The 25,297-nt window shown below is 68.4% G+C and carries 17 protein-coding genes; 8 read left to right on the top strand and 9 right to left on the bottom strand.

The annotated features are described in order from the left end of the window. Positions 1-44: 44 nt before the first annotated feature. Together JC881_RS12415 and JC881_RS12410 are read right to left on the bottom strand one after the other, a co-directional pair. Positions 45-584 (bottom strand): cupin domain-containing protein, encoded by a 540-nt coding sequence (locus JC881_RS12415; RefSeq protein WP_198786010.1) that lies wholly within the window; start codon positions 582-584, stop codon positions 45-47. Beyond that, positions 581-1,324 (bottom strand): NAD-dependent epimerase/dehydratase family protein, encoded by a 744-nt coding sequence (locus JC881_RS12410; RefSeq protein ID WP_198786009.1) that lies wholly within the window; start codon positions 1,322-1,324, stop codon positions 581-583. The genes JC881_RS12415 and JC881_RS12410 overlap by 4 nt, the downstream gene beginning before the upstream one ends. Before the next feature lie 92 nt (positions 1,325-1,416). On the opposite strand from JC881_RS12410, the gene pdxR reads away from it, so the two are divergent. Beyond that, entirely contained in the window at positions 1,417-2,859 is a 1,443-nt protein-coding gene (gene pdxR / locus JC881_RS12405; RefSeq protein ID WP_198786008.1) for a MocR-like pyridoxine biosynthesis transcription factor PdxR, read from the top strand. Between the two features lie 381 nt (positions 2,860-3,240). Continuing rightward, positions 3,241-3,489, top strand: coding sequence for a hypothetical protein (locus tag JC881_RS12400; RefSeq protein ID WP_198786007.1), 249 nt, complete (start codon positions 3,241-3,243; stop codon positions 3,487-3,489). Positions 3,490-3,516: 27 nt separating this feature from the next. Here the strand turns inward: JC881_RS12400 and JC881_RS12395 are convergent, their stop codons facing one another. Beyond that, entirely contained in the window at positions 3,517-4,329 is an 813-nt protein-coding gene (locus JC881_RS12395; protein WP_198786006.1) for a class I SAM-dependent methyltransferase, read from the bottom strand. A gap of 253 nt (positions 4,330-4,582) precedes the next feature. On the opposite strand from JC881_RS12395, the gene JC881_RS12390 reads away from it, so the two are divergent. Next, positions 4,583-4,939: a hypothetical protein gene (locus tag JC881_RS12390; RefSeq protein WP_198786005.1), complete on the top strand. Its 357-nt coding sequence runs from the start codon at positions 4,583-4,585 to the stop codon at positions 4,937-4,939. A 50-nt stretch (positions 4,940-4,989) separates the two neighbouring features. Here JC881_RS12390 and JC881_RS12385 read toward each other — a convergent pair whose 3' ends face one another. Further along, the gene (locus JC881_RS12385) at positions 4,990-6,399 is read right to left on the bottom strand and encodes a DUF2130 domain-containing protein (RefSeq protein ID WP_198786004.1); all 1,410 of its coding nucleotides are present in this window, start codon (positions 6,397-6,399) and stop codon (positions 4,990-4,992) included. A gap of 232 nt (positions 6,400-6,631) precedes the next feature. On the opposite strand from JC881_RS12385, the gene JC881_RS12380 reads away from it, so the two are divergent. Further along, positions 6,632-7,141, top strand: a complete 510-nt coding sequence (locus JC881_RS12380) for a DUF4303 domain-containing protein (protein WP_198786003.1) — start codon at positions 6,632-6,634, stop codon at positions 7,139-7,141. 87 nt (positions 7,142-7,228) lie between these two features. Here JC881_RS12380 and JC881_RS12375 read toward each other — a convergent pair whose 3' ends face one another. The 3 genes from JC881_RS12375 to JC881_RS12365 all read right to left on the bottom strand — a co-directional run bounded on the left by JC881_RS12375 (position 7,229) and on the right by JC881_RS12365 (position 9,929). Then, positions 7,229-8,338 (bottom strand): enolase C-terminal domain-like protein, encoded by a 1,110-nt coding sequence (locus tag JC881_RS12375; protein WP_198786002.1) that lies wholly within the window; start codon positions 8,336-8,338, stop codon positions 7,229-7,231. Further along, positions 8,335-9,258 (bottom strand): ketopantoate reductase family protein, encoded by a 924-nt coding sequence (locus JC881_RS12370; RefSeq protein WP_198786001.1) that lies wholly within the window; start codon positions 9,256-9,258, stop codon positions 8,335-8,337. The genes JC881_RS12375 and JC881_RS12370 overlap by 4 nt, the downstream gene beginning before the upstream one ends. Positions 9,259-9,323: 65 nt before the next feature. Then, complete coding sequence (locus JC881_RS12365; protein WP_198786000.1) at positions 9,324-9,929, bottom strand: TetR/AcrR family transcriptional regulator; 606 nt, start codon at positions 9,927-9,929, stop codon at positions 9,324-9,326. Between the two features lie 199 nt (positions 9,930-10,128). Between JC881_RS12365 and JC881_RS12360 the strand changes: the two genes are divergently transcribed. From JC881_RS12360 to JC881_RS12340, 4 genes are all read left to right on the top strand, one after another. Beyond that, positions 10,129-10,368 (top strand): hypothetical protein, encoded by a 240-nt coding sequence (locus JC881_RS12360; RefSeq protein WP_198785999.1) that lies wholly within the window; start codon positions 10,129-10,131, stop codon positions 10,366-10,368. Between the two features lie 389 nt (positions 10,369-10,757). Next, positions 10,758-12,458 carry a ShlB/FhaC/HecB family hemolysin secretion/activation protein gene (locus tag JC881_RS12350; protein ID WP_332875235.1) on the top strand — a complete coding sequence of 567 codons (1,701 nt, stop codon included), beginning with the start codon at positions 10,758-10,760 and terminating at the stop codon, positions 12,456-12,458. A 13-nt stretch (positions 12,459-12,471) separates the two neighbouring features. Beyond that, complete coding sequence (locus tag JC881_RS12345; RefSeq protein ID WP_198785997.1) at positions 12,472-21,501, top strand: two-partner secretion domain-containing protein; 9,030 nt, start codon at positions 12,472-12,474, stop codon at positions 21,499-21,501. Positions 21,502-21,693: 192 nt separating this feature from the next. Continuing rightward, the gene (locus JC881_RS12340) at positions 21,694-22,443 is read left to right on the top strand and encodes a hypothetical protein (RefSeq protein ID WP_198785996.1); all 750 of its coding nucleotides are present in this window, start codon (positions 21,694-21,696) and stop codon (positions 22,441-22,443) included. On the opposite strand, the gene JC881_RS12335 is transcribed toward JC881_RS12340, so the two are convergent. Then, positions 22,440-23,651 (bottom strand): DUF1501 domain-containing protein, encoded by a 1,212-nt coding sequence (locus JC881_RS12335; protein ID WP_198785995.1) that lies wholly within the window; start codon positions 23,649-23,651, stop codon positions 22,440-22,442. The genes JC881_RS12340 and JC881_RS12335 overlap by 4 nt on opposite strands. Positions 23,652-23,668: 17 nt before the next feature. Continuing rightward, positions 23,669-25,231 carry a DUF1800 domain-containing protein gene (locus JC881_RS12330; protein WP_233101739.1) on the bottom strand — a complete coding sequence of 521 codons (1,563 nt, stop codon included), beginning with the start codon at positions 25,229-25,231 and terminating at the stop codon, positions 23,669-23,671. Positions 25,232-25,297: the final 66 nt, after the last annotated feature.

Genomic DNA, 25,297 nt, shown 5'->3' with positions numbered 1-25,297 from the left:
GCCACCGGCATTCGATGTTCGACAGGTGCACCAGGTGAGCGCGCTCAGTCCGCGTCCGGCGGCAGCACCAGCGGCCCGCAGTTCTCGTCGGTCACGAACACCGCCACCAGCTTCGCGGGCTTCACCGGATCGGGGTTCTCCGCGAACACATGCAGCGTGCGCGGCGGCTCGAAGAAGGTCTCGCCGGTCTTGTAGGTGCCCACCGGCCCGCCGCCCAGTTGCGAGCGGATCGTGCCTTCGAGAATGATCGCGTTCACCGAGCCCGGATGCCGGTGTGCCGGCGAATAGGCGAGCGGCGGAAAGTCGACGATCACCGTGGTCACCGACTTGCCCGGCACATGCGGCAGCGCTTCGCACGAGATCACCCTGGACGATGTCGCGGGCCGCGCGGCCTCGCCAGAACCCGCGGGAGCCGGCGTGGACGAGAACATCGGCCGGCTCACGGCGCTGCACACGTCGTCGAGCCACTGCACGGCCTCCTGCTTGCCGCCGTGCGGCATCAGCGCCCAGCCGGCCGCGAGCACCACCGACAGCGCCGCGACACCGGCGCCCACCTGATTGCGATGAAGCCGAATCGCCTTCATGACGCCACGCCTCGCGGCAGCCGCAGCGCTGCGTACCAGCCCAGTTCGCGCCTGGCCTTTTCGCTGCTGACCTCGGCGTTGTCCTCGGCGATGTTGAAGATGCCGCCCTGCGCATGCCGCAGCGCCATCACCGCCGCCCAGGCCGCGGCCTCCACATGCACCGGGCTCGCGCCCTTGGGCACGGCTGTCGAGGTGCCCGGCCCGTAGATCTGCCCGTAACGCAACACGGTCGCCTTGATGCCGACGGCACCCAGCACGCTGCGCTCCAGCGCCGCCACGCCGCCCACGCTCACGCGGCGGATGCCATCGGCCTGGAGATCGAGCGGATCGTCTTCGACATGCGGCGTCGCCCCCGGTGCGTAGGCCCAGGCGATGCTCTGCGCGACCAGCCGGTGGCTGCCCGCCGCCAGCGCCGCGGCCACGAGGTTGCGCGTGCCTTCGGTGCGCACGCGGGCGTTGCGGTGGGCCGCTTCGGCCATCTTCGTCGGATCGAGGTCGGCCGGCAGGTCGGTGAGCTGGTGCACCACGATCCCGGGCCGGATGCGCACCAGCGCCGCGCGAAGCGCCTCTGCATCGAACACATCGACGACGACCGGCGTCACGCTCCGGGCTTGCAGCGCGCTCGCGCGGTCGGCGCGGCGCGTGCTGCCGTACACCTCGTAGCCCGCCTCAGTCAACAGCGGCACCAGCGCGGTGCCGATGGCACCGGCCGCCCCCGCCACGAATATCTTCTCGCGCATTGCATGTCCTTCTTGCTGGCTGTTCGATGGGTCCATGCTAGGTTCTGGATGTCCTGTCGAAAAGAGGCAAGATTGATCCAAATGACAATGCCATGATCCAAGAGAAAAAGTCGTCCGAAATCCTTCTGGCGATCGACCGCGCCACGCCCACGCCGCTGTACCGGCAGATCTATGCGCGCTTCAGGTCGGCCATCGAGCAAGGCGTGCTCCACCCGGGCGACCGCGTCGCCTCGGCACGCGACCTGGCCAGCGAGCTGGGCGTTTCGCGGGGCACCATCGAGACGGCCTATAACCTGCTCATCGGCGAGGGCTATTTCTCGTCGCAGGGACAGGCGGGCACGGTGGTCTCGCCTTCGCTGCCCGCGCACCGGTCGACGCGGCGCGAGCGGCGGCGGGCCGATGCGCACACCGGCCGCGAAGCGCTGGCCGAGGCCCGGCCGCCACCACCGTTGCAGCTGGGTATTCCCGCGCTCGATGCCTTTCCGCGCAAGTTGTGGGCGCGCCTGACCGCCCGGCGCGCCAGGGCGGCGACCGCGGCGGACATGTTCTATGGCGACCCCTCGGGCTACGCGCCGCTGCGCGCGGCCATCGCGGCCTATCTGGCGGTGTCGCGCGGGGTGCCGTGCCACCCGTCGCAGGTCTTCGTGACGGGCGGGTACCGCGCATCGCTCGCGCTCATCGCGCACACGCTGCTCGACAGGGGCGATGCCGTGTGGGTGGAAGACCCCGGCTATCCACCCACGCAGGAGGTGCTGCGCAGCGCAGGCCTGCGCGTGGTGCCCGTGCCGGTGGACGACGAAGGCATGGTCGTGGTCCGCGGCGCGCGCAAGGCTGCAGGCGCGCGGATGGCCGTCGTCACGCCGTCGCACCAGGCGCCGCTCGGCGTTTCGATGTCGCTCGCGCGCCGGCTGCAGTTGCTCGAATGGGCCTCGCGCGCCAAGGCGTGGATCGTGGAAGACGACTACGACGGCGAATACCGCTATGCCGGCCCGCCCCTGCCGGCGCTCAAGAGCCTGGATGGCCACGATCGCGTGCTGTATGCGGGCAGCTTCTCGAAGGTGCTGTACCCGGGCCTCGCGCTGGGCTACGTGGTCGCACCCGAGTCGCTCTGCGCCGCGTTCGCCAAGGCCGCGCAGACCGGCTCCAACGGCAGCCCGCAGATCACGCAGGCCGTGGTCGCGGACTTCATGCGCGGCGGCTACTTCCCGCGCCACCTGAAGAAGATGCGGCTGCTTTATGCGCGGCGGCGCGGCATGCTCGTGGCCGCGTTGCTGAAAGCCTTCGGCGACGGCGTGCGCATCGACCTCAAGAGCGGCGGCATGCACCTGATCGCGCGCTTCGACACGCGCCGCGAGCGCGACACCGAGCTGGCGCGCCGCGCGCAACGCGCGGGGCTGAACTGCCAGCCGCTGTCGGAGCGCGGCACGTCGAGCTTTCGCGACGAAGGGCTGCTCATGGGCTTCACCAACATCGCCTCCGCCGCGCAGGCGCAACAGCTGGCGACGAAGCTGCGCAAGGCGCTGGACGTTCGCTGAAATGAACGCGAATTTCCGCGCTCAAATATTGCCCAATTGATACCTGCCTGACGCGCGTTTCGCGTTTCGTTTTTGCGGCACCGCCGAAGCTGCATTTGTTGGCGTGAATCGCGATTTCGTGGTGCTCGCAACCGCCACATGGCACGCGCTCTTCTCTAAAGTGAATGCCCTTGTCACTCAACATCCCGCCAAGGGAATCAGAAAGGCGCCACGCACAGCACAACCGAATGAATGATGAATCGCTTCGCCTCGCGGCGAGTTGTCGATGCGAAAGCAGCGATGCAAATGCGAGGTATCAAAAGGCGACGGCCGGGGTGCTACCAACACCCCAGCCGTCTAACCAAAAGACGTGCACTTACTTTCGAAAAGGACGCACACCAAATGGCTACCAAGACTATAGCCGGGCATCCCACGCCCCTCTCCCCCGACCAAGACCCGACGGACTTGCTCGAAGCCACCCTCGCTCAGCTCGAAGCGCTGATGTGGACCTGCCACGGAGAAGACATCGACTGGAGCGGCGGCGACGGGCCCACCCAACTGGCCAACCTGCATTGGCTGGCGTCGGACCTGACGCGCCGGGCGAACGAGTTGTTCCAGCAGAGCCAGGCTGCGGGCCGCAACGCGCGATGAGACCCGGGCGGCTCGCGGGCCGCCGCGCTAGGCCGCCGCCACGATCACATGCGCCTGGATCTTGCCGGCCACCGGGCCTTCGCCATGGCGGGCGGCAAGCACCTCGGCCGCCCGGTCGGTGGCGAGCTGAAGCAGGCTGGCATCGCGCGCTTCGATCTCGTTGCGCAGCGGCGTGCCCTGGCAGTAGGCGCTGGCGACGGCACCTGCCGAGGGCGCGCGACTCACCTTCTCGCGCGTCGTGATCTCGATGTTGGCGAACCCCGCGCGGCGCAGGTCCTCGCGGATCAGCGCGACGTCGTGATAGCCGTGCGGCGTGCGTGCGAGAAAGCGCGGCGGGTCGTTCGGAAACACCGTCGCGACCGCGTGCGTCACGTCGTCGGCGAAGGCGTTGTCTTCGATGCGGTCCCACACGCTGAAGACGAAGCGCCCGCCCGGCTTCAGCACGCGGCGCGCCTCGGCGTAGCCGGCGGCGCGGTCAGGGAAAAACATCGCGCCGAACTGGCAGCACACCACGTCGAACGAGGCATCGTCGAACGGCAGGTGGAGCGCATCCGCCTGCCGCCATTCGATGCGGCTGTCGGCGCCTTGCCGCGAGGCGGCGTAGTCGAGCATGGGCTGGTTGAGGTCTGTCACCACGTAGCGCGCGTGGGTGCCGAGCCGCGGCGCGAGCGCCCGCGTGACCACGCCGCTGCCCGCCGCCGTCTCCAGCACCGCACCGGGCGACGATGCCGCGGCAAGCCCGGCCATGTCGGCGGCATAGGCCTCGAAGATCAGCGGGACCATCAGCGTGTCGTAGAACTTCGGGATCGAGCCCGCGAACACCTTGTCGGCTGCAGCCATGGGAGCTCCTTGAAAGCTCCGGGCGGCGGCCTTGCTGGCCATCGGTTGCAGAGCGGGGCAGACCTCCCATCGGATGCATGGTCGCCGCGCGCGGAATCGCCGTCAACATCCCCTGTTCGGGCTACCCTGTGCGCGTCTTGCGTTAGGCTTTTGCCTTGGGCCTTTCCGGCCCTCGCGCCCCTCTTGCAGTTGCAGGCTTGGCTGGATCGCCTGGCCCCTTCCTCTCACCACCACATCACACCGACCCGATCCCATGCGCACCACCCTCTACTACACGCTGATGCTCCTGCTCGGATTCGCCTGGTACAAGTTCGGGCAGAACCTGCTGCGCAAGGGCTATCGCGATGAGAACGATGAACGCGTCGAAGGACTCGTCGGGCCGGTGGGATTCCTCGTGGCCGCCGGTGCGGGCTGCTACCTCCTGTTCGCCTTGCTGCGCGCGCTGTTTCAACGCCAGGTGCCCTGCATCGGCAAGGGCTGCAGGATGCAGGTCTACACCCTGGCGTCACACGCAGGCGACTACTGGGCCAACGTGTTCTTCCTCGCGTGGATCGTGCTTGCGCTGGGCTACGCGCTCTATGTGACGCAGAAGATCTGGTTTCGCGCGTAGCGCTACTGGCAAGGCGTTGAAAAAAGCACGCTCAACGCACTTGCCCCGCGTCACTCCGTATCGGCAGGCCCCTGGTTCTTGAGCTCCACGAACTTGGCCGCCATCGTCGGGTTGCCGCGCGTGAGCTTCTTGATCGTCACGTCCTGCGCCTTGTCGTTCGCCAGACGCAGGTTGCGGTCAGTGCCGAGCAGCGCCTCCTTCGTTTTCTGCAGGTGGTCGATCGATTTGTCGATCTCCGCGATCGCCTTCTGGAAGTGCCCCGAGGCGAGGTCGTAGTTCCTCGCGAATGCGGCCTTGAAAGTCTCCAGCTCCGATTCGAACTTCGTGATGTCGATGTTCTGCGCCTTCACCAGCGCCAGCTCCGACTTGTACTTGAGCGAATTCATCGCCGCATTGCGCAGCAGCGTGATGATGGGCAAAAAGAACTGCGGCCGCACCACGTACATCTTCGGATAGCGGTGGAACACGTCCACGATGCCGGTGTTGTAGAGCTCGTTCTCGGGCTCCAGCAGCGACACCAGCACCGCGTACTCGCAGCCCTTCTCGGCGCGGTCCTTGTCGAGCTCTTTCAGGAAGTCTTCGTTCCTGTTCTTGGTCGCGGTGCGGTCGCTCTCGTTCTTCATCTCGAACATGATCGAGACGATCTCGGTGCCGGCCTCGTCCGCGTCGCGAAAGATGTAGTCGCCCTTGCTGCCGCTGCGCGCGTCGTTGTCCTTCTCGAAATAGGCCCGGGGAAACGCCATCGACCGGATGCGGTTGAACTCCGTCTCGCAATGCAGCTCGAGCGTTTCGCCGACCATCTTGGTCGAGAGACGCGCCTTCAGGTCCCGCAGGCGCTCGATCGTGTCGTCGCGGTCCTTGAGCTGCGTTTCGTACTTGTCCTTGAGGGATTTTTCGGCCAACTGCTTTTCGAGCGCCGTGCGTTCGAGGCCGCTCTTCAATTGGTCCCGCTCCTTCTCGACCACGCTCACGGCCTCGGTGATCGCGAGCTTCTGCGCCACCTCGATGGCATCGAGCTGGGCCTTCAGGCCCTGGATCTCCGCTTCCTTCGCGGCGGCGCCCTTCTGCAGCTCGCTCACGTGCCGTGCTTCGGCCAACTCGGTTGCGGCGCGCTTGTCCTGCCGGGCCTGCGCGAGTTCGTTGGAGAGCGCATCGCGCTCTTTCTCGACGGCACTCAAGGCCTCGCTCACTGCGAGTTTGCGTGCGACATCGCCGGCTTCGAGCTTTGACTTGAGCTCCTGGATTTCGCCGTCCTTGGCGGCGGCCGCCTTCTGCAATTCGCCGGCCGCCTTTGCCTGCGCGAGTTCGACGGCATTGCGCTTGTCTCGCTCGGCCAGTTCGAGCCGCTCGTGCAACTGCTTCTCGAAGTCGCCGTCGCGGACTTGCTTGAGGATGTCGGCGTAGCCGGCTTCGTCGATCTTGAATGCCTTGTTGCAATGGGGGCAGATGATTTCATGCATGGCTGCTTGTCCTTTTGCCTTCGGCGGGACCCGGGGAGTTCTTGGTGCGAACGGATGGAATGCTCATGTGCGACTTTCGATTTTTACCTGCTGGGGGCGATGCTAGACGACCCTGATGGCTTCCCGCAGGGGCGGTCTCGCGCTTCGAGGCTGCGACCGGCTACATTCGGCCCGGAGCGCTCCATCGCGCAGTCGTCCTGGCGATGCAAGGACACATGGACAAGTCCCCAGAATGAATCATCAATTTGACGAGTTGAAACGTGCGCTGCTGTCGGCGACGGAGGCGCACTACCACCGGCTCCAAGGGCAGAGCAACAGCCAGGATCTCTACGGATACAGCCTCTATACCGATGACTCGGTGATGAGCATCGGGCCAGTGGCAAATTCCAGCGAGAAGATTGCCGTCGGCGTTGACGATCCACTGCACAACTACTACCGGTACGGACCGCAGGAGTGGTCGATATGGGACGACCTCGGCCTGTTCGGGGAAGTCAACCGGATCATTGCGAGCATCCATGACCGCGAAGGTTTGTCGTTCGACGCCAGACGCGATGGAATTCTTCAGGCCGCATTCGAGGCGCTTGTCATTCTTGAGGGGCGCCATGTTTTTGGCCCCAGAACGGACCGCCGATTTGTGGTGCTCTGGATCGCCGATTCGGCGGACCCGGTGATGACGCGGTCGGCCAGAGAACTGAACAGCGACGCAGTATTTCTGGCGTACGCCTCCGAGTACGCGGAATAGGAGCTTGCTGATCGATTCAGCCACCTTGCCTCTGCAACGCGCGGTCGCAGGGCAAGCCAACATCCCGTCTCCCCCCGCCGCCTCGACTCAGCGCAGACTCTCCGTCGAATACCGCGCATAGCGCTTCACCGCATCCGCGTCCCAGGCCATGCCGTGGCCCGGCCGGTCGGGCGGCGTCACGAAGCCGTCGGTCACCTTCAATGGCTCCTGCAGGATCGCATCGGCCCAGTCGACGTACTCGAGCCAGTGCGCCGTGGGCGTTGCGGCCATCAGGTGCGCGCTGACCTCGTGGAACAGATGCGACGAGCACTCGATGCGCGCCGCATCGGCCAGCGCCGCGGCGGCCATCCAGCCGGTCACGCCGCCGATGCGCTCCAGGTCGGGCATGACGAGGTCGCTGGCACGCTGCGAGAGCGCCTGCGCCATGGCGCGCGGCCCCTGGAAGTTTTCGCCGATCTGCACGGGCGTGCGCAGCAGCGAGGCCAATGCGTGCGTGGTGGCGTAGTCGTCGTGCGCGACCGGCTCCTCGATCCAGTACAGGCCCTCGCCGTCCAGTTGCAGGCAGCGCTCCCGCGCGGCGCTCGGGCTCAGGGCCTGGTTGAAGTCGGACATGAGCGCGATGTCGTCGCCGATGGCCGCGCGCACGGCGCGCACCGCGGCCAGGTCGTCTTTCGGCGATGCGCGGCCGAGCCGCATCTTGATCGCGTGAAAACCTTCGGCGACCAGTGCCTGCGCCTCGTCGGCCGCAGCCTGCGCATCGAGCAGGCCGAGCCCGTTGCTGTTGTAGGCCGCCACGGGCTTGAGCGGCGCGCCCAGGAGCCGCGCGAGCGGCATCTCCGCCGCGATGGCCAGCGCATCCCAGCAGGCGACGTCGATGCCCGCCATGACCATCGACGCGATGCCGCGCGCACCCAGCAGGCGAAAGCGCGCATCGAGCGAGCGACGCACATCGGCCGGCGCCGCGCTGGTGCCGGCCAGCATCCTGTCCGCGTCGCGCACCAACGCCAACGCGGCTTCGCCGGCGGCGGGCACATAGCAGAACAGGTAGGCACGGCCGGTGATGCCCTGGTCGGTCCGCAGGTCGATGAGCAGCAGCGGCGCCTCGGTGATGCGCATCGCGCTGGTGCCGAGCGCGCGGCGCATGGGCACCACGACCAGCGTGGCCTCGATGGCGTGGACCTTCGGCGCCGTGCTCATGCGGGGCGCCCTTCGGCGTGCACCGAGAGGATGTCGAACACCGCGCGGTTGCACGGCGTGGCCACGCCCAGCCGTTCGCCGCGCGCGACCACGTCGCCGCTGAGCCACTGCACCTCCAGGCGGCCGCCGCGCTCCAGGTCGTGGTGCATCGAGGAGGTCATGGTCGCGGGCACCTGGTCGCAGAAAGCCATGCGGTCGTCCGCGTAGTCCTGCGGCAGCGATACGCCTTCGGCGCGCGCGACCTGCACCACCTCGTCCATCAGCCCGCGCAGGAAACCGCGGGACCGCGCGAGCGCGCGGATCGGGCCGATGGGCGTGCGCACCGTGCTGGTCGCACCCGAGAGGCCCACGAGGAACACGAACTTCTCCCAGATCCCGCGGCGGATGTCGCCGCTGAGTTCGACGTCGATGCCGGCCTCCACGCAGGCATCGCGAAAACGCGTGACGCGTTCGCTCTGCGCGCCGTCGTATTCGCCGAACACCAGCTTCTGCATCGCGCCCGAATGCCGGATCAGGCCCGGCTCGGCGATGGTCGCCGCGATGTAGCAGACGCCCCCGACGACATGCGCATCGCCCAGCACGCCGCGCAGCACCTCGTCCTTCACCACGCCGTTCTGGAACGACACCACCGCGGTGTTCTCGCGCAGCAGCGGCTTGATGGCCGCGGCCGCGCTCTCGGTGTCCCAGAACTTGACGCCGAACAGCACCAGGTCGGTGGCGCCGGCCTCTGCGGGCGTGTCGGTCACCTTCAGGTCGCGCAGGTGCAGGTTGCCGCGCGGGCTTTCGATGCGCAGCCCGTGTTCGCGCAACGCGGCCAGTTGCCGGCCGCGCGCGATGAACGTGACGTCGTGCCCCGCGTTCGCGAGGCGCGCGCCGAAATAGCCGCCGACGCCGCCGGTGCCCATGACGGTGATCTGCATGGTGGATCCTTTCTGTGTGGGTTGTTCAATGTGGCAATGACGCGCACTTGCCTGGGTTCAAGCGCTCAATGCGATCGCTGTGATCGCTGCAGCGGCTCGAGCGTGGCCAGCGCGGGCCGCACGATGCCTTCGAGCAGCGCGCGTTCGGGCCGTGCGCGCGCGAGCACGCGAATGCCCATCAGCACGCCGAGCAGCAGGCGCGCCGCGTCCTTGGCATCGACGGTGGAGGCGATGTCGCCGCTGCGATGGCCGCGCTGCACGCAGCGGCGAAAGAAGGCCTCGATCTGCCTGAGCTCTTCGGCGACGACCAGGCGAAATTCGGGGTCGTGCGGCGCCACTTCGAGTGCCGCGTTCACCAGCATGCAGCCGCGGAATTCGCCGTCGCCCATCGAGCGCTCGACGATTTCGCCGAGGAAGGCCGCAATGGCCTCGCGCGGCGCGAGCACCTCGAACCGCACGATGCGATTGCGCACGCTCATGTCCAGGTAGTGCTGCAGCGAGCGGCGGTACAGCGTGAGCTTGTCGCCGAAGGCGTTGTACAGGCTCGCGCTGGTGAGCCCCATGCCTTCGGCCAGTTCGCGCACGGAGGTGACCTCGTAGCCGCGCGACCAGAAGCGCTGCATGGCCGCGTCGAGCACTGAGCTTTCGTCGAACTGTCGGGGTCGGGCCATCGGCTTTTCGTTGCTCTCTGGAAGATGTTCAACGCATTATGTATCACTTGTTCTAAAACCTGGATCACCCCTCCATCGGTGGTGCGCCGGCAGCCCGCGACGGGACCACGCCGCAACGCGGCACGGCGGGCGTGGCAGCGTTAACGTTCTCTTAATGGGCTCGCGAAATGATGGCCTCTTCCCATCGCGACGAGCGTCCATGCACATGTCCCGCGTCTTTCTCCTGCGCTTCCTGCGCTCCGGTCTTTCGGCCATCATTTTTCTTGTCGTTCCCGCCATCTTTCTTGATGGCGCGCAGGCCCAGGACGGGTTTCTGCCGGCGGAGAAGGCCTTTGCACTGAATGTCCAGCGCGCCGCGGCGCCCGGTGCACCGGCGCGCCGCCGCACCTGCGCTGGGATATCGCCGAGGGGTACTACCTCTATCGCGATCGCATCCTGATCACCGAAGGGCCGAACGCGCCGGTCCGGGCATCGCGCTGGCCTTCACGCCGTGCGTCCTTGCCGATGGTGCCGATCATCTCGAGCATCGTGGTGGGCGGCCGGGCGAGTCCGCGGCGCGCCGTGGCGCTGACCCTGGCCTGTCATCCTGCCGAGGGCCCAACGGCCCGTTGTGAACACCTAACAATACTTGTTTCGTGGTATGTCCAAATGTTAATGAGAACGTAATAATCCGCGCGCACCTGGACCGGTGCGCACCCCGGCATTCCGGACAAGTGACGGCATTCGGCTCCATAGATGGGTCGATCTATGCCATTTTTTGCTTCGAAACCGCAGTTTGGCGGTACTTCCGCATCGTCTTTGCGGCGTTACAAGAGACGTTCGCTGGCGGTGCTCGGCACCGCCTTGCTTGGCATGGCGGCCCAGGCGCAGGTCGTCAATCCGGCGGCCGACATCAATCGGCAGAACCAGATCATCGAGCGCCAACAGCAAGACCGCCTGCGCGAAGAACAGGACCGTGCCCAGCGCGCCCTGCCCGCGCCCGGCGGCACCAACCTGCAGCAGGTACGCCCGCAGGTGGTGGTGCCCGACATCGGCGTGCAGTGCCGCGACATCAAGGAAATCCGCTTCAACGGTGACACCGGCAACCTGCCCGGCAAGCTCACCGAGCGCCTCCAGGGCGAGAACGCCGGGCGGTGCCTGGGCGTGGCCGAACTCGAAGCCATCCTGGCCGCGCTGACCAAGAGCTACATCGACCGCGGCTACATCACCACGCGCGCCTACCTGCCCGCGCAGGACCTGCGCTCGGGCGTGCTCGAAGTGACGATCGTCGAAGGCAAGATCGAGCGCTTCGAGGTCACCGGCGGCAGAGACCGCGCCCAGTGGATTCGCGGCGCCTTCCCCGCCAGCCCGGGTGACCTGCTGAACCTGCGCGACCTGGAACAGGGCATCGACCAGGTCAACAGCCTGGCCGCCAACAACGCCAAGCTCGACCTGCGTCCCGGCAGTGCGCCGGGCCAGACCGTGGTGGTGGTCGAGAACCCGGCCACGTTCCCGGTGCACCTCTACACCTCGCTGGACAACTCCGGCACGCGTGCCACGGGCCGCGACAACGCCTCGGCCACCGTTACCTTCGACAGCCTGCTGGGGCTGAACGAGTTGCTGTCGATCACCAAGCGACAGTCGGTGCTGCCCGAGCGCTGGGATCACAAATCGGATTCGACCGGCCTGCGCGCCGTGCTGCCCTTCGGCTACAGCACGTTCAGCCTCGACGCCAGCGAGAGCAACTACCGCAACGTGCTGCGGTTGCCCAGCGGCCAGTTCCTCGCGTCCGAGGGCACCACCATCAGCAAGAGCTTCACGGCCGACCGCGTGGTGTACCGCGACCAGGCAAGCCGCATCTCGCTGTCGGCGCGCCTGGGCACGCAGTCCAGCCGCAACTGGCTGGGCGGCGAATTCCTGCAGGTGGCCAGCCGCGACCTCACCACGCTCGACGTGGGCGCGAGCGCCTTCACGCAGGTGGGCGGCGGCATCCTCAATGCGCGCGTGGGCTACGTGAAGGGCCTGAAGGCCTTCGGTGCGCTGCGCGACGCCGACACGCTCGAAGACGACCTGCCGCACGCGCAGTTCCGCAAGGCCACGCTCGACCTGGGGTTCTCGCGCCGCTTCGAAGCGGCGGGCCGCGCATTCTCTTTCTCCACCCAGTTCAGCGGCCAGCACGCCTACGACACGCTCTACGGCACGCAGCAGATGCTGATCGGCGGCGGCTCGTCGGTGCGCGGCTTTCTCAACACCGTGCTCAGCGGCGACAGCGGCTTCTATGTTCGCAACGAACTCTCGATGCCCTGGCAACTCGCGCTCGGCGATGGCGCGCCGCTGCAAGGCCGCATCTACACCGGCTTCGACGTGGGCCGCGTGAGCAACCGCGCGAGCGGCGTGCCCTCCGGCTCGCTGTCGGGCGCAACGCTCGGCGCCGCCTTCCAGTGGAAGACGCTGAGCCTCGACGTTTTCGCCTCGCGCGCCGTGCACGTGCCCAGCGCGCTCGTGCGCGAAGGCACCCTTTACGGCTTCCGCCTTTCTGCCTCCCTTTGAGACTGACCGCACCATGAACCACATCTATAGAGTCGTCTGGAATGCCGTGTCCTCCACTTGGACGGCCGTTGCGGAAACCGCGCGGGGCAATACGAAGAGCAGCAAGAGCGGCACGACCGGCACGGCCGTCTCGCGCAGCCGCAACCTCGTTGCCATTGGCGCGATGGTGCTGCTTCCGCCCTTCGCGCTGGCGCAGGTCGCCTCGGTCGTCGTGGCGCCGGGCACCCAGCTCAACGCGTATGTCGCGCCCAATGGCGTGACGGTGGTGAACATCAACCAGGCCAATGCGGCCGGGCTGTCGCACAACCGGTACAACAGCTTCAACGTCAACCCGATCGGCCTCATCCTCAACAACACGACCAGCGCGGCGCAGATCGCCTGGCAGTCGCAGCTTGCGGGCCAGGTCACGGCGAACTTCAACCAGTCCAGCGCGGCGCGCGTGATCCTGAACGAAGTGGTGTCCAACAACCGCAGCACCCTGGCCGGCTTCACCGAAGTGCTCGGCGGCAGGGCCGACGTGGTGCTCGCCAACCCCTACGGCATCACCTGCTCGGGCTGCGGCTTCATCAACACCGACCGCGTGACGCTGAGCACGGGCAACCCCTTCCTTGCCTCGAACGGCGGGCTCGGCGGCTTCAGCGTGGGCCAGGGCGACATCCTCATCACGGGCACCGGCCTGAACGCGACGGCACAGCAGGTGCTCGACCTGGTGACCCGCTCGGTGCGCATCGAAGCGCCCATCAACGCGCAGGACCTGAGCATTGCGGCCGGCACCAACAAATGGAGCTACGACACGCGCGCCGTCACGGGCGCCGCCACGCCGACGGGCAATGCACCGGTCTATTCGATCGACACCGCCGTGCTCGGCGGCATGTACGCCAACCGCATCCGCCTGAGCTCCACCGAAGCCGGCGTGGGCGTGCGCATGCTGGGCGACGCCGCAGCCAGCGCGAGCGACTTCACGCTCACCGCCGCAGGCAAGGTCGAGCTGCAGAACCGCATCTCGGCCGCGACCGACGTGAACGTGAGCACCACGGGCACCGGCGCCGGCGCACTCGCGCTGACCGACGCGAGCCTCACATCGACCGGCGCGCTGTCTCTTTCGTCCACGGGCGGCACGTCGATCGCGGGCAGCGCGCTCGTCGCGGGCACCGACCTCTCGGTGAGCGCGGCCAGCCTGCTGGACACGGCCAGCGGCGCCGGCATCGCCAACAACAACCTGCGCCACGCGGGCGGCGCACTGGCGCTGGCCGTGGGCGACACAGCCTCGCTCGGCGCGACGGAATGGAGCGCGGGCGGTGCCTGGAACGGCACCTTCGGCAACCTCGTGACCACGGGCGCGACCAAGCTCTACAGCAGCGGCGGCACGCTGATCGCCAGCGCCGGCAACGGCGACCTGGCGCTGGGCCTGGCCGCGTTGCAGTCGGCCGGGAACATGACGCTCACCGCGAGCGGCAAGATCGGCACCGCCGCGGGCGGCGCGCTGCAATCGCTGGGCGGCAACCTCGCGCTGACGTCGGGCAACGGCCTGGAGAACGCGGGCACGGTATCGGCCGACAAGGGCGCGGTCACGGTGCGCGTCGACGGCGCCATCGCCAACAGCGGCCAGATCCACGCCGCACAGAACCTGGACATCGCCGGCCGCAACGGCCTCGCGACGGCCAGCCTCGCGAACAGTGGCACGCTGCTGACAGAGCAAGCGTTGTTGTTGAAGGCCGCCGCCGTGAGCAACACGGCCGCAGGGCGCGTGCAGGCGCAAACGGGAAGCACCGTCAACGCGGCCAGCATGGACAACCAGGGCGCGTGGCTGCTGTCGCAGGCAGCCGGCGCGAGCGACAACGTCACCGTGACGGGCACGCTCGCCAACAGCGGCACGCTGCAGGGCGCGGGCGCCGTCGCGGTGAACGCGGGCCAGGTGGACAACAGCGGCACCCTCCTCGCAGTCACCGACCTGGCAGCGACAACGAGCAAGGACTTCACCAACAGCGGCATCGCGCAGGCCGGCGGCACGCTCGGCGTGACCGGCGGCGGCACCGTCACCAACACCGGCACCGGCGTGCTGAAGGCAGCGGCGCTGAACCTCACGGCCGCCAACGGCCTGAACAACGCGGGCATCGCCACGGCCGACACCGGCAACGCCACGCTGCGCGTGGACGGCACGCTGACCAACAGCGGCCAGCTGCACGCCAAGGGCAACATCGACATCGCCGACCGCACGGGCGGCGCGACCGAGGCCATCGTCAACAGCGGCAAGCTGCTGGCCGAACAGGCACTGGCACTGAAGGCCGCATCGTTCAGCAACACGGCCGCCGGCTGGACGCAGGCAGCCTCCGGCAGCACCGCCACGCTGGGCGCGTTGAACAACGCGGGGACCTGGCTGCTGTCGCAGAACGCGGGCGCGACGGACCAGATCGCCGTCTCGGGCGCCGCCACCAACAGCGGCACGCTGCAGAGCGCGGGCGACCTGGGCGTCACGGCCGCGAGCCTCCTCAACAGCGGCAACATGCTGGCCGCGGGCAAGATCGACGCGACCACCACGGGCGACCTGGGCAACGCCGCGGGCGGCGTCGTGCAGGCAGGCACCGCCCTCACGCTCACCGCCGGCAACCTGGCGAGCAATGCCGCCACCGGCACGATGAAGGGCCAGAGCGTCGCGATCCAGGCGGGCAACGGCCTCGCCAACGCAGGCGCCATCGAGGCCAGCGCGGGCACCGCCACGCTGCGCGTGAACGGCACGCTGAACAACAGCGGCACCGTGCATGCGACGAACAACATCGACATCGCCGATCGCAACGGCGGCGCGACGCAGATCCTCACCAACAGCGGAACGCTGCTGGCCGACCAGGCCTTCGCGATCAAGGCCGCGAACGCGACCAACGCCGCGACCGGCCGCATACAGGCGAACACCGGCAGCACCGTCGCCGTGGGCGCCTTCGACAACAAGGGCACCTGGATCCTGTCGCAACAGGGCACCGCCGCGGACAGCGTGACCGTCACCGGCACCCTGGCCAACAGCGGCACGCTGCAAAGCGCGAATGACGCGACGCTCGGCGCGAACCAGATCGACAACACCGGCAAGCTCATCGCCACGGGCAATCTCACGGCCAACGTGACGGCGGGCCTGAACAACAGCGGCGGCACGGCGACCGTGCAGGCCGGCAGGCAGCTGTCGGTGCAGGGCACGGGCGCCGCGCTGGTCACCTCGGCCAACAGCAAGATGCTCGGCGACGGGCTGGCCCTCAATGTGGCGAGCATCGACAACGCCGGCACCCTGCAGGGCGGCACGCGCAGCGACAGCACGGTGAACGTGGCCAACACGCTCACCAACCGCACCGGCGGCGTGCTGACCGTGGCCACCGCCGCGGCTGGCGCCGGCTCGGTGGCCGCCACGACGATCGCGAACGACGGCAAGATCCAGTCCGCGGGCGCGCTCACGCTGGGCGTGGGCACGGGCGGCCTCACCAGCGCCGGCACCGTCATCGCGGAACGCGACCTCGCGCTGCAAAGCCGAAGCGGCAACAACTACGCGGCCACCGTCAACGGCCTCATGCAGAGCCGAAGCGGCACGCTCTCGGTGAACGGCACCGGCGCGAGCACGCTCAGCATCGGCGCCGCCGGCACGGTGGTCGGCCAGAAGCTCACCGCCGCGCTGGGCACCGTCAACCTGGCGAACGGCGCCACGCTGTCGTCCGACCGCGACATGACGCTCACGCTCGGCACGCTGGCGCTGGCGGGTGCCAACTCGGCCGTGCTGGGTTCGACCGACCAGGCCAATCCGTCGCAGACCCGCATCACCACGACCAGTGCGCTGACCAACAACGGCCTGCTCTTCTCGGGCAACGACCTCGCCGTGACCGCACCGTCGCTCACCAACGGCTTGACCGGCGGCATCGCGGCGCTGCACGACCTCAACGTGACCGCGGCCGGCGGCCTCACGAACCGGGGCGCGCTGTATGCGGGCAACGCGCTCACGGCCTCGGCCGCGTCGGGCACGCTCACCAACGCCGCCACGCTGAGCGCCTACCAGGGCACGATCAGCGCCGGCAAGTCGGTCACCCTGAGCGCCGACACGCTGGTGAACAACAGCACCATCGACAGCAACGGCGCCATCACGATCGCCGCACGCGACCTGCGCAACGAGGTGCTGGGCGGAGACACCCGCACCTACGGCACCGAGACCACGCGCGTGCAAACGGAGACGGGCCATGACAGCCAGGGCTACAACGGCCACGGCTGCTGCGACCAGTACGAGAGCTGGTACTACAAGCAGACCTGGTACAAGGACCAGACCTACGCGGGCGGCACGCCCACGATCAAGCCCCAGATCACCGGGGCCGGCGCGGTCAGCCTGACCTTCAACAGCGGCAAGAACCTGGGCGGCGTGATCTCGGGCGACGTCGTCACGTTCTCGGGCAGCGGCAGCAACCCGACGTTCGTCAACGACGACCTCGCGCTACAGCGCACCTCCTACACGCGCACCTGGACCGAGGAAACCAAGTACATCGCGGCGGGCGGCGAAACTTACTACGAACGGCGGGTCATCAACGACAACACCACCAACGCCGTCACCGAAATCAGCAACATCGGCGCCGGCGTCTACGCCCGCGTGCTGAACACCGGCACCAGCTTCGCCCTCACCAACAACGGGTCCACCGCGGCGCAGGCGGCGGACATGAAGAAGGGCGGCGCCAAGACCGCCGCGGTGTCGGCAGTGAACGGCGGCAACGCCACCAAGGGCACCGTCGGCGGCGCGGCCACGGGCACCACCGGCGCGGCCGCCGGCAGCGTCACCCCCGTCACGACGCTCAATGGGCGCCCGGCCATCTCGTTCGTCGCGGTGAACGCGGCCAACGGCGTGCAGGGCACCTCGTTCGGCGGCATCAACATCCCGCTGCCGACCAACCCGAACGGCCTGTACGTGATCGCCAGGGAGCCGGGCGCCAAGTACCTGGTGGAGAGCAATCCGCGCTACCAGATCGGCTCGTCCACCGTCGGCTCCGACTACCTGGCCAAGCTCCTGGGCTACGACGCCGACACGCTGGTGCGCCGCCTGGGCGATTCGAGCTACGAGGCCTACCTGATCAAGCAGCAGCTCATCGCGCAGACGGGCAATTCGCTGCTCGCGGGCGCTAAGGACGCGGGCACCCAGGTGCAAGCACTCATGGACTCGGCCGCCGGCGAAAGCAAGGCGCTCGGCCTCGTCTACGGCCAGGCCCTCTCGCCCGAGCAGCAGGCCAAGCTCACGCACGACATCGTGTGGATGGTGCAGACCGAGATCGACGGCCAGGTGGTGCTCGCGCCCGTGGTCTACCTGTCGCCCAAGACCCGCAACGGCCTCACGCAGGGCGCGGTCATCACGGCGGACACCGCCAACCTCAGCCTGACCTCGCTGACCAACAGCGGCGGCACCATCGCCGGCACGCAGGCGCTCACCGTGGTGTCCGTCGGCGACGTGACCAACACCTCGGGCACGATCAAGGGCGGCAATGTGGCCGTCAGCTCCACGCAGGGCAGCATCGTCAACCAGACCACGGCCAGCGGCTCGGGCGGCGAGCAGCGCTATGCGACCGACATCGGCAAGACGGCGTCGATCGAATCGACCGGAACGCTCTCGCTGGATGCGGCCAAGAACATCACCAACACCGGCGCCAACGTGACCGCCGGCGGCGATGCGAGCCTGAAGGCCGGCGGCGACGTGACCTTCGACACGATCCAGAACAAGTCCGCCGACACCACGCACAGCAGCTACAACACCGCCTTCAGCAGCGGCTCGACCACCACCACCACGACCACGGTCACCCAGGTGAAGTCGGGCCTCACGAGCGGCGGCAACCTGTCGATCGATGCGGGCAAGAACATCACGCTGGCCGGCACCGACACCAAGGCCGCGGGCAACGCCGACCTGAAGGCCGGCGGGGACCTGAACATCATTGCGCGCGAGAACAGCAAGACCACGCACACCGAGAGCAACTCGGCCGGCATGGGCATGAACAACTCGCTGTACGGCACGACGGCCGTGACCACCGACTCGAACTCGGTCCGCAACGTCGCCAGCACGCTGCAGGTGGGCGGCAATGCATCGCTCACCGCCAAAAACGACATCACGGTGCAGGGCTCCAGCGTCGACGTGAAGGGCAACGGCACCGTCAGCGCCACCAATGTCAACGTGCTTGCAGGCCGCAACTACGACGAGACCAACACCACGGTCAAGCAGAGCGGCATCATGCAGGTCGGCGCATCGGGCAGCAGCTCGGCCAGCGCCGGTGCGGGCGCGGCGTCGGCCTCCAAGAGCGACCACAACGGCGCATCGGCCTCGGCATCCGCGCAAGCCAGCGCGCAGGCCTCGGGCCAAGGCTCGGCCGGCCTGGCGTTCAGCGCCGACACCACCACCACGACCCAGACCACCGACCTGAAGCACGTCGGCTCCAGCCTCGGCTTCGGCGGCAATCTCACGGTCAACGCGAGCAACGACGTGACGCTGCAAGGCTCCTCGGTGAACGCTGGCGGCAATGCGACGGTGAACGCCAAGAACGTGAACCTGCTCGCGGCCGAGGACAAGTCGACCTCCACCACCAACGTGAGCACGACCCGCGTCGGCCTCATGGCCAGCACCGACAACACCGCCAAGGCGGAGGCGCAAGCCGGCGCGAGCGCGGCAGCGGGCAAGGGCATTCCCAATGCCGGCGCGCAGGCATCGGCGGGCGTGTCGGCCAGCACCGAAAACCACCTGGACCTCGTGCAGAAGAGCGACACCACCACGAGCACGCTGGACACGAAGAACCAGGGCTCCTCGATCGGCGCGGGCGGCAACCTCGGCATCAAGGCGAGCGACACGCTGAACGTGGAAGGCTCCAAGCTGGCCTCGGGTGCGGACATGAAGCTGGACGCCAAGGACATGACGTTCAAGGCGGTCGACGACAGGCACGAGGTGAGCACCAGCAGCAGCGTGACCACCGCCGGCCTCTATGCCAGCGGCAGTGCCAAGGCCGGCGTGGAAGGCGGCGCGTCGGCCGGCCTCGGCGCGCAGGCCGGCGTTTCGGCCAAGGCGGAGGCCTCGGGCGAGGTCGGCATCTACGGCTCGAACACGCGCGGCAGCACGCTGGACGGTTCGACCACGGCGCAGACCTCGGGCATCTCGGCCGGCGGCAGCATCACGCGCACCGCCACCAACAACATCACCGATGTGGGCACGCAGATCGAGGCAGGCGGCAACTTCACGCAGTCGGCCACCACCATCACCAGCAAGGCGGCGGCGAACACGACCTACAGTTCGTCGAACACCGCGACCGATACGGCCAAGCTGGGCGTCTATGCCGAAGCGTCCGCCGAAGCGGGCGCCAGCGCCAGCGCGGGCCCCGGCGCGGGCAAGCCGGGCGGAACGTCGACCGACGCGGGCGCGGGCATCCGCGCCAGCTACCAGCACGACGATGCCAGCGAGAAGTCGGCCACGAGCAATGCGGTGGTGTCGAACATCAAGGTCGGCGGCAACGTGAGCAGCACGTCCAGCGGCGCCACCACGATGGAAGGCACCAACATCGCCGCCGGCAAGGACGTGACGATCGGCGCCAGCTCGCTCGACTACACGGCCGCCAGGGACACGGCCAGCAGCAGCAGCAACAGCACCAGCGCGGGCGGCAGCGTGAGCGTCGACCTCGTGAACAAGAGCGCCGCGGTGGGCGTGAACTATGCGGGCGGCACCGCCAGCGGCAGCAGCAGCACGGCGGTGGTGGGCGGCATCACGTCCGGGGGCAACCTCAGCGTGACCACCACGGGCGACACGCGCCTGGAGGGCACCAACCTCGCGGCCGGCGGCGGCGCCAGCGTGACGACCGGCGGCAAGCTCGACTTCGCGGCCGCCAAGAACACCAGCACCTCGAGCAGCCAGGACGTGGGCGTGGACGTGGCCGTGTCCGCCGGCGCCAAGAGCGGCAGCGCGAGCGCGGACGTCAGCTACGCCAAGTCGACGGCCAGCAGCAACGAAGACGTGGCCGGCAGCATCAAGAGCGGCAGCGGCCCGCTCACGATCAAGAGCGGCGGCGACGCCACCTTCACGGGCACCACCATCGCCAGCAACAGCGACGTGTCGGTGGCGGCGGGCGGCAACCTCGCGTTCAACGCGGCACGCAGCGTCTCGAGCAGCGAGTCGCTGAGCGTGGACGTGTCGGCGGCGGCCTCGGGCGGCAAGAAGGAGAACGTGGGCGGCACCACGACCGGCGGCAAGACCACCGGCGGCAAGACCATGGACGAGCGCAGCGGCGAAGCCTCGGTGGGCGTGGGCTACAGCAAGGCCGACAGCAACATCGCAACCGGCGCGAGCATCACGAGCAACGGCGGCAACATCGCGCTGTCCTCGGGCAAGAACACCTCGCTCGAAGGCACGCAGGTCGCGGCTACCGGCGCCGTCGGCGTGACGGCGGGCGGCAAGGTGACGCAGACCGAGGCGAAGAGCAGTTCGAGTTCGCTGGGCGTCGACGTCGGCGTTTCGGCTTCCGGCTCGAGCCTGCAGCCGGAGAAGAAGACGGGTACGGGGACGGGTGGAAGCACCGGTGGGACCGGCGGGACCAGCGGAACCAGTGGAACCGGTGGAACCGGTGGGACCAGTGGGACCAGTGGGACCAGTGGCACTGTAGGCACTGGAGGCACTGGCAGTACGACAGGAACGCCCGCCAAGGATCCGCTCGCCCAAAAGAAGGGCAGCGGCGTGGCCACCGCGAGCGTCGAGACGGAATCGAGCAACACCAGCCAGAAGACGACGCTGAGCGGCGGCCAGGGCGTGACGGTGACGCAAGGCACCGCGAGCCCCGCCACGCGCCAGATCACGGCCAGCGTGCCCATGCCCGACAAGCTGCCCGCAGGCAAGACCGTCGCGGCCACCACGGCCAGCGGTGCACCGCTGCCGACCTGGCTCAAGCTCGATCCCGCCACGGGCAAGTTCAGCGGTACCCCGCCGGCCGACTTCAAGGGCGAACTCAAGGTCAACGTCAAGGTGCCGCAGGCGGACGGCTCGGTGAAGAACGTGCCGATGACTTTCTCGGGGAACTAGAGCGCTGGCCTCGACCGATCTGCCTTGCAGATCGGTCGAGGCAGGTTCGAGGCGAGGCGCCGTCCTTCCGGGCGAGCGGCCTCGCCAGGGTTGCCAGCGGGTCGGGCGAGTGCGGCGGCGGCCACCCCGACGGCCCCTGTGGCAACATCCCGCCGATACCGGCGGCAAGCCGCGGAAATCCTCACGCATTCCATGGCACTGACACGCGACAACTGGCCCAGCCGGGCAGCCATCCAGGCCTCGCTGGCCGCCCGGTTCACCCTGCCACCTTTGCCCCCGGCGATGCACGACTGGTTCGCCTGGTGCCGCAGCATGGGAGCGCAGTCCCTCGTGCTTGACGATCCGGACTGGCGCGAGGGGTGGCGCGGCGATCTCACCGGCTCGAGCGCCGTCGACGTGCCCAGCCTCCTGGCGGGCATGGAGGGCTACCGCTTCATCCTGGACCAGGCGGCGAGCACGCCGGATCATCTGGTGTGGAGCGACGCCGTCGAAACGGGCCAGTGGCAGCCGCATTGGGTGGTGCTGCAGAACGCCGATGGCGATCCGTTGATCGGCGACATCGGCCAGCCCGAAGTGCCGGTGCTGTGGGACTGGCACGGAAGCGGCCGCTGGTCACCGCAGCCGCTGTTCCCGAACCTTCAAATGCTGATGGCGCGCATCGAGGTCGAGGCGCCCGAGCCGCCGGACGACGCGCCCTCGGCGGTGCTTTTCTACACCGTGCATCTGACGGACCTGGGCGCCCAGCCCCTGCAGGTGCTGACCGCGCTCAAGGCGCATCCGGACTACAGGCACCTGGCGGGCGCGAGCCTGCTCAAGCTCAAGCATCAGCTGCCCTTGCCGCTGCTGGTCGACAACGTCAGCGCCGAGGCGAAGGACTATCTGGTGCGCCACTACGAGGCGCTTGGCGCGCGGGTGAGCTGTCGCGCAGACCGGCTCCGCTAGACCAGTTGCAGATCTCGCGGCGCCACACCCTCGAACACCCGCCCCAACTGCGCGGGCGACAGCCCATACATCCGGCTGAACAGCCCACCGAACACCGCCCGGTACTCATTGAGCACCGGGTAGTCGCGGTTCTGGAACAGCGTGGCCTGCGTCAGCGCCTGCTGCTCGCCGACGATGCGCCCACCCGCCTGCGCTGAAAGGCCACCGCCGAGCACCCAGTAGACGGTGCCATGCCCATGGTCCGTGCCCCGGTTGCCGTTCTCGCGAAAGGTGCGGCCGAACTCGCTGATGACGACCACCACGGTCTGGCGCCACGCGTCCTCACCCATCTCCTGTGCGAAACCGGCGACGCCCCGGCCCAGCTCCTCGAAACGGTTGGCGAGGTAGCCGGTGCCGGCGCCCTGCCCCACGTGCGTGTCCCAACCGCCGACATCGACGAAGCCGAGGTCGAAGCGGTCGCGCATCAAGACGGCCATGCGGCGCGCGACGAGCTCGAAGCCCTTGGCGGTCATCGCGTTGCGGCTGGCCGCGTCCATCTCGGCCTGCACCGCGCGCATGACTTCGTCGCGCACCTGGAAGCCCTCGGCCACGGGCTGCGCGAGCGGCGTGTTGCGGTACATGGACGCGATGATCCGGCTCTGCCGCGCGTCGATGCCCGAACGCGCATTGCCCGCGAGCGCCATGTTGGCGGCCTTGGCGTCGCCGCGCAGCGCGATGGGCAGCTGGTCGGTGAAGGCGATGGGCGACACGTCGGTGATGGGCCCGCCGCCGAGCACGCCCGCCAGGCGATTGAGAAAGCCCGAGCGGTAATCGCGGCGCTTGCCGAGTGCCTGCCCGAGTTCGATGGAGTCCTGCGTTTCGAAGTGGCTGCGCGTCAAGTCGTCGGTGCCCGCGAAGGCGATGAACGAGGCCTGCTTCTGCTGGAAGAGCGGCATCACGCTCTGCGCGAGCGCGGGGTGCAGGCCCCAGTTGCCGTCCAGCGGCAGCGCGCCGCCCGGCTGCCCCGGTCGCGCGATGGCGATGTTGGGGCGCGAGGCGTAGTAGAAATCGCTGGCGGTCGGCACCAGCAGGTTGGCGCAGTCGTAGGCGCCGCGCAGGAACACGACGAGCAGCTTGGCGCCTTCGGCGGCGGGTGCCGCGATCAGCCGGCCTGCAGCGCCCGCGAGCGGCGCGGCGGCGATCAGCTTCAGGAGTTCTCTGCGTTGCATGGTGTTGTCCCTTCTGCTCATCGGCGCATCAGCTCGGGCGATGCCAGCAGGAAGGTGTTCCACTCCTGCGGATTCTTCGCCTGCGCGAGCGCCTCGCGCGTGTCTTCGCTCAAGCTGCCCTGCTTCGTGCGCACCGCGTTCGATTCGGCCAGCTGCGGAAACGCGGGCTTCTCCAGCGGCGCCTTGTCGTCGGCGCGGAACAGCACCGCGCCGTTCGCACCGATGGCCCGCGCGATCTCGAAGCGCGTGTTCATCTGCCCGGCGCTCGCCCACGCGGCTTCGTTGAGCGGATAGCCGTCGGGCGTCTCGTGCCCATACAGCGGCTCGCCCATGCGGTTGATCCAGTTGAGCATCGGGTTCACATCGAGCGCCACGCAGTCGTCGTACGCGAGCCGCACGCCGGCCATCACGTAGTGCACCGGGTCGCGGAACTTGCGGCCGAGCGAGGCAGAAAATTCAGGTGACTCGAACAATGCCTTCAGCGTGACGGCGATGTCGCCATCGCTGCGCGTGAAGGCCGAGGCCATGCGGTCGACCAGCGCAGGCGGCGGTTCGTCGGCGACGAAGTACACCGCGAGCTTGCGCGAGATGAAGCGCGCGGTGGCCGGTGCGCGTGCGAGGCGGTCGAGCGCCTCGTCGGCTTCGGCGAGGCCGCGCGTCTGGATCGGCTGGCCCAGCAGCGTCTTCGGGCCGTAGTCATGCCGGTTCGGATTGAACTCGAAGAGGCCCTTGCGCACGTAGTCCGCGCGCACCGCGGGCCGGATGTTCGGCACCGCATCGAGCGGCTGCAGGCTCACGCCCACGCCGGTGAGCACGCGCGCGAGCTCCTGCACGTCGGCCTGCGAGTAGCCGCCGCCCACGCCCAGCGTGTGCAGCTCCATGAGCTCGCGCGCGTAGTTCTCGTTGATGCGGTTGGCCGCGTTCTGCGCGTTGTCCAGGTAGCGCAGCATCGCGGGGTGGTGCAGCGTGGCGCCGAGCAGGTCGCGGAACCTGCCGAGCGCATGCGGGCGAATGGCGTTCTCCTCGTAGTCGCCCACGAGCGCGCGAATGTTGTCCTTGCGCAGGTTGACGTTGAAGTGGTTCATCCAGAACCAGGTCATCTGCTCCTGCAGCTGGTTGGGCGAATACAACGCGCGCAGCACGAAGCGTTGTTGCGCCTCGCGCGCGAGCCGGGTCAGCGCCTGCTGGTAGGCCCGGCGCGCGGCCTTCTTCTCTTCTTCGTCGGGCAGGGCATCGGCCGCCTTGCGCTGGGCGTCCAGGCCGATCACGAGCTGGTCGAGCGGCGTGCGCGAGATCGTCATCGCGTCGACCTGCGCCTGCGCGGCCGGGGGCAAGGGCTGTGGCTGCGGCTTCAACTGCCGCCCCATCCATCGCGCGAGGCCGGTCTTCGCAAGTTCGGCCTGGCTGCTCGCGTTCGCGCCCCAGGTCACGCGATCGAGCCATTGCAACTGCGCGGCCGGGCTGTCGGCCGCGGTGCTGGACACCGACAGCGGGGGCGCATCGGATCGGAGCGATCCGGTCGTGCAGGCCGCCAGGGCGATGGCGGCCGACACCATGCAGAGACGGCCAAGATGCAGCATGGGACTCATCATGAACCGATCAACCCGCACCGGGCCGATGCGGTTGACGGTCGCTCGCCGTCGCTC

The sequence above is a fragment of the Variovorax sp. IB41 genome, assembly GCF_016405905.1.
GTDB lineage: Bacteria > Pseudomonadota > Gammaproteobacteria > Burkholderiales > Burkholderiaceae_C > Variovorax.
The sequence above is the reverse complement of the archived record's forward strand: the minus strand, read 5'-3'. Positions and strand labels throughout refer to the sequence as shown.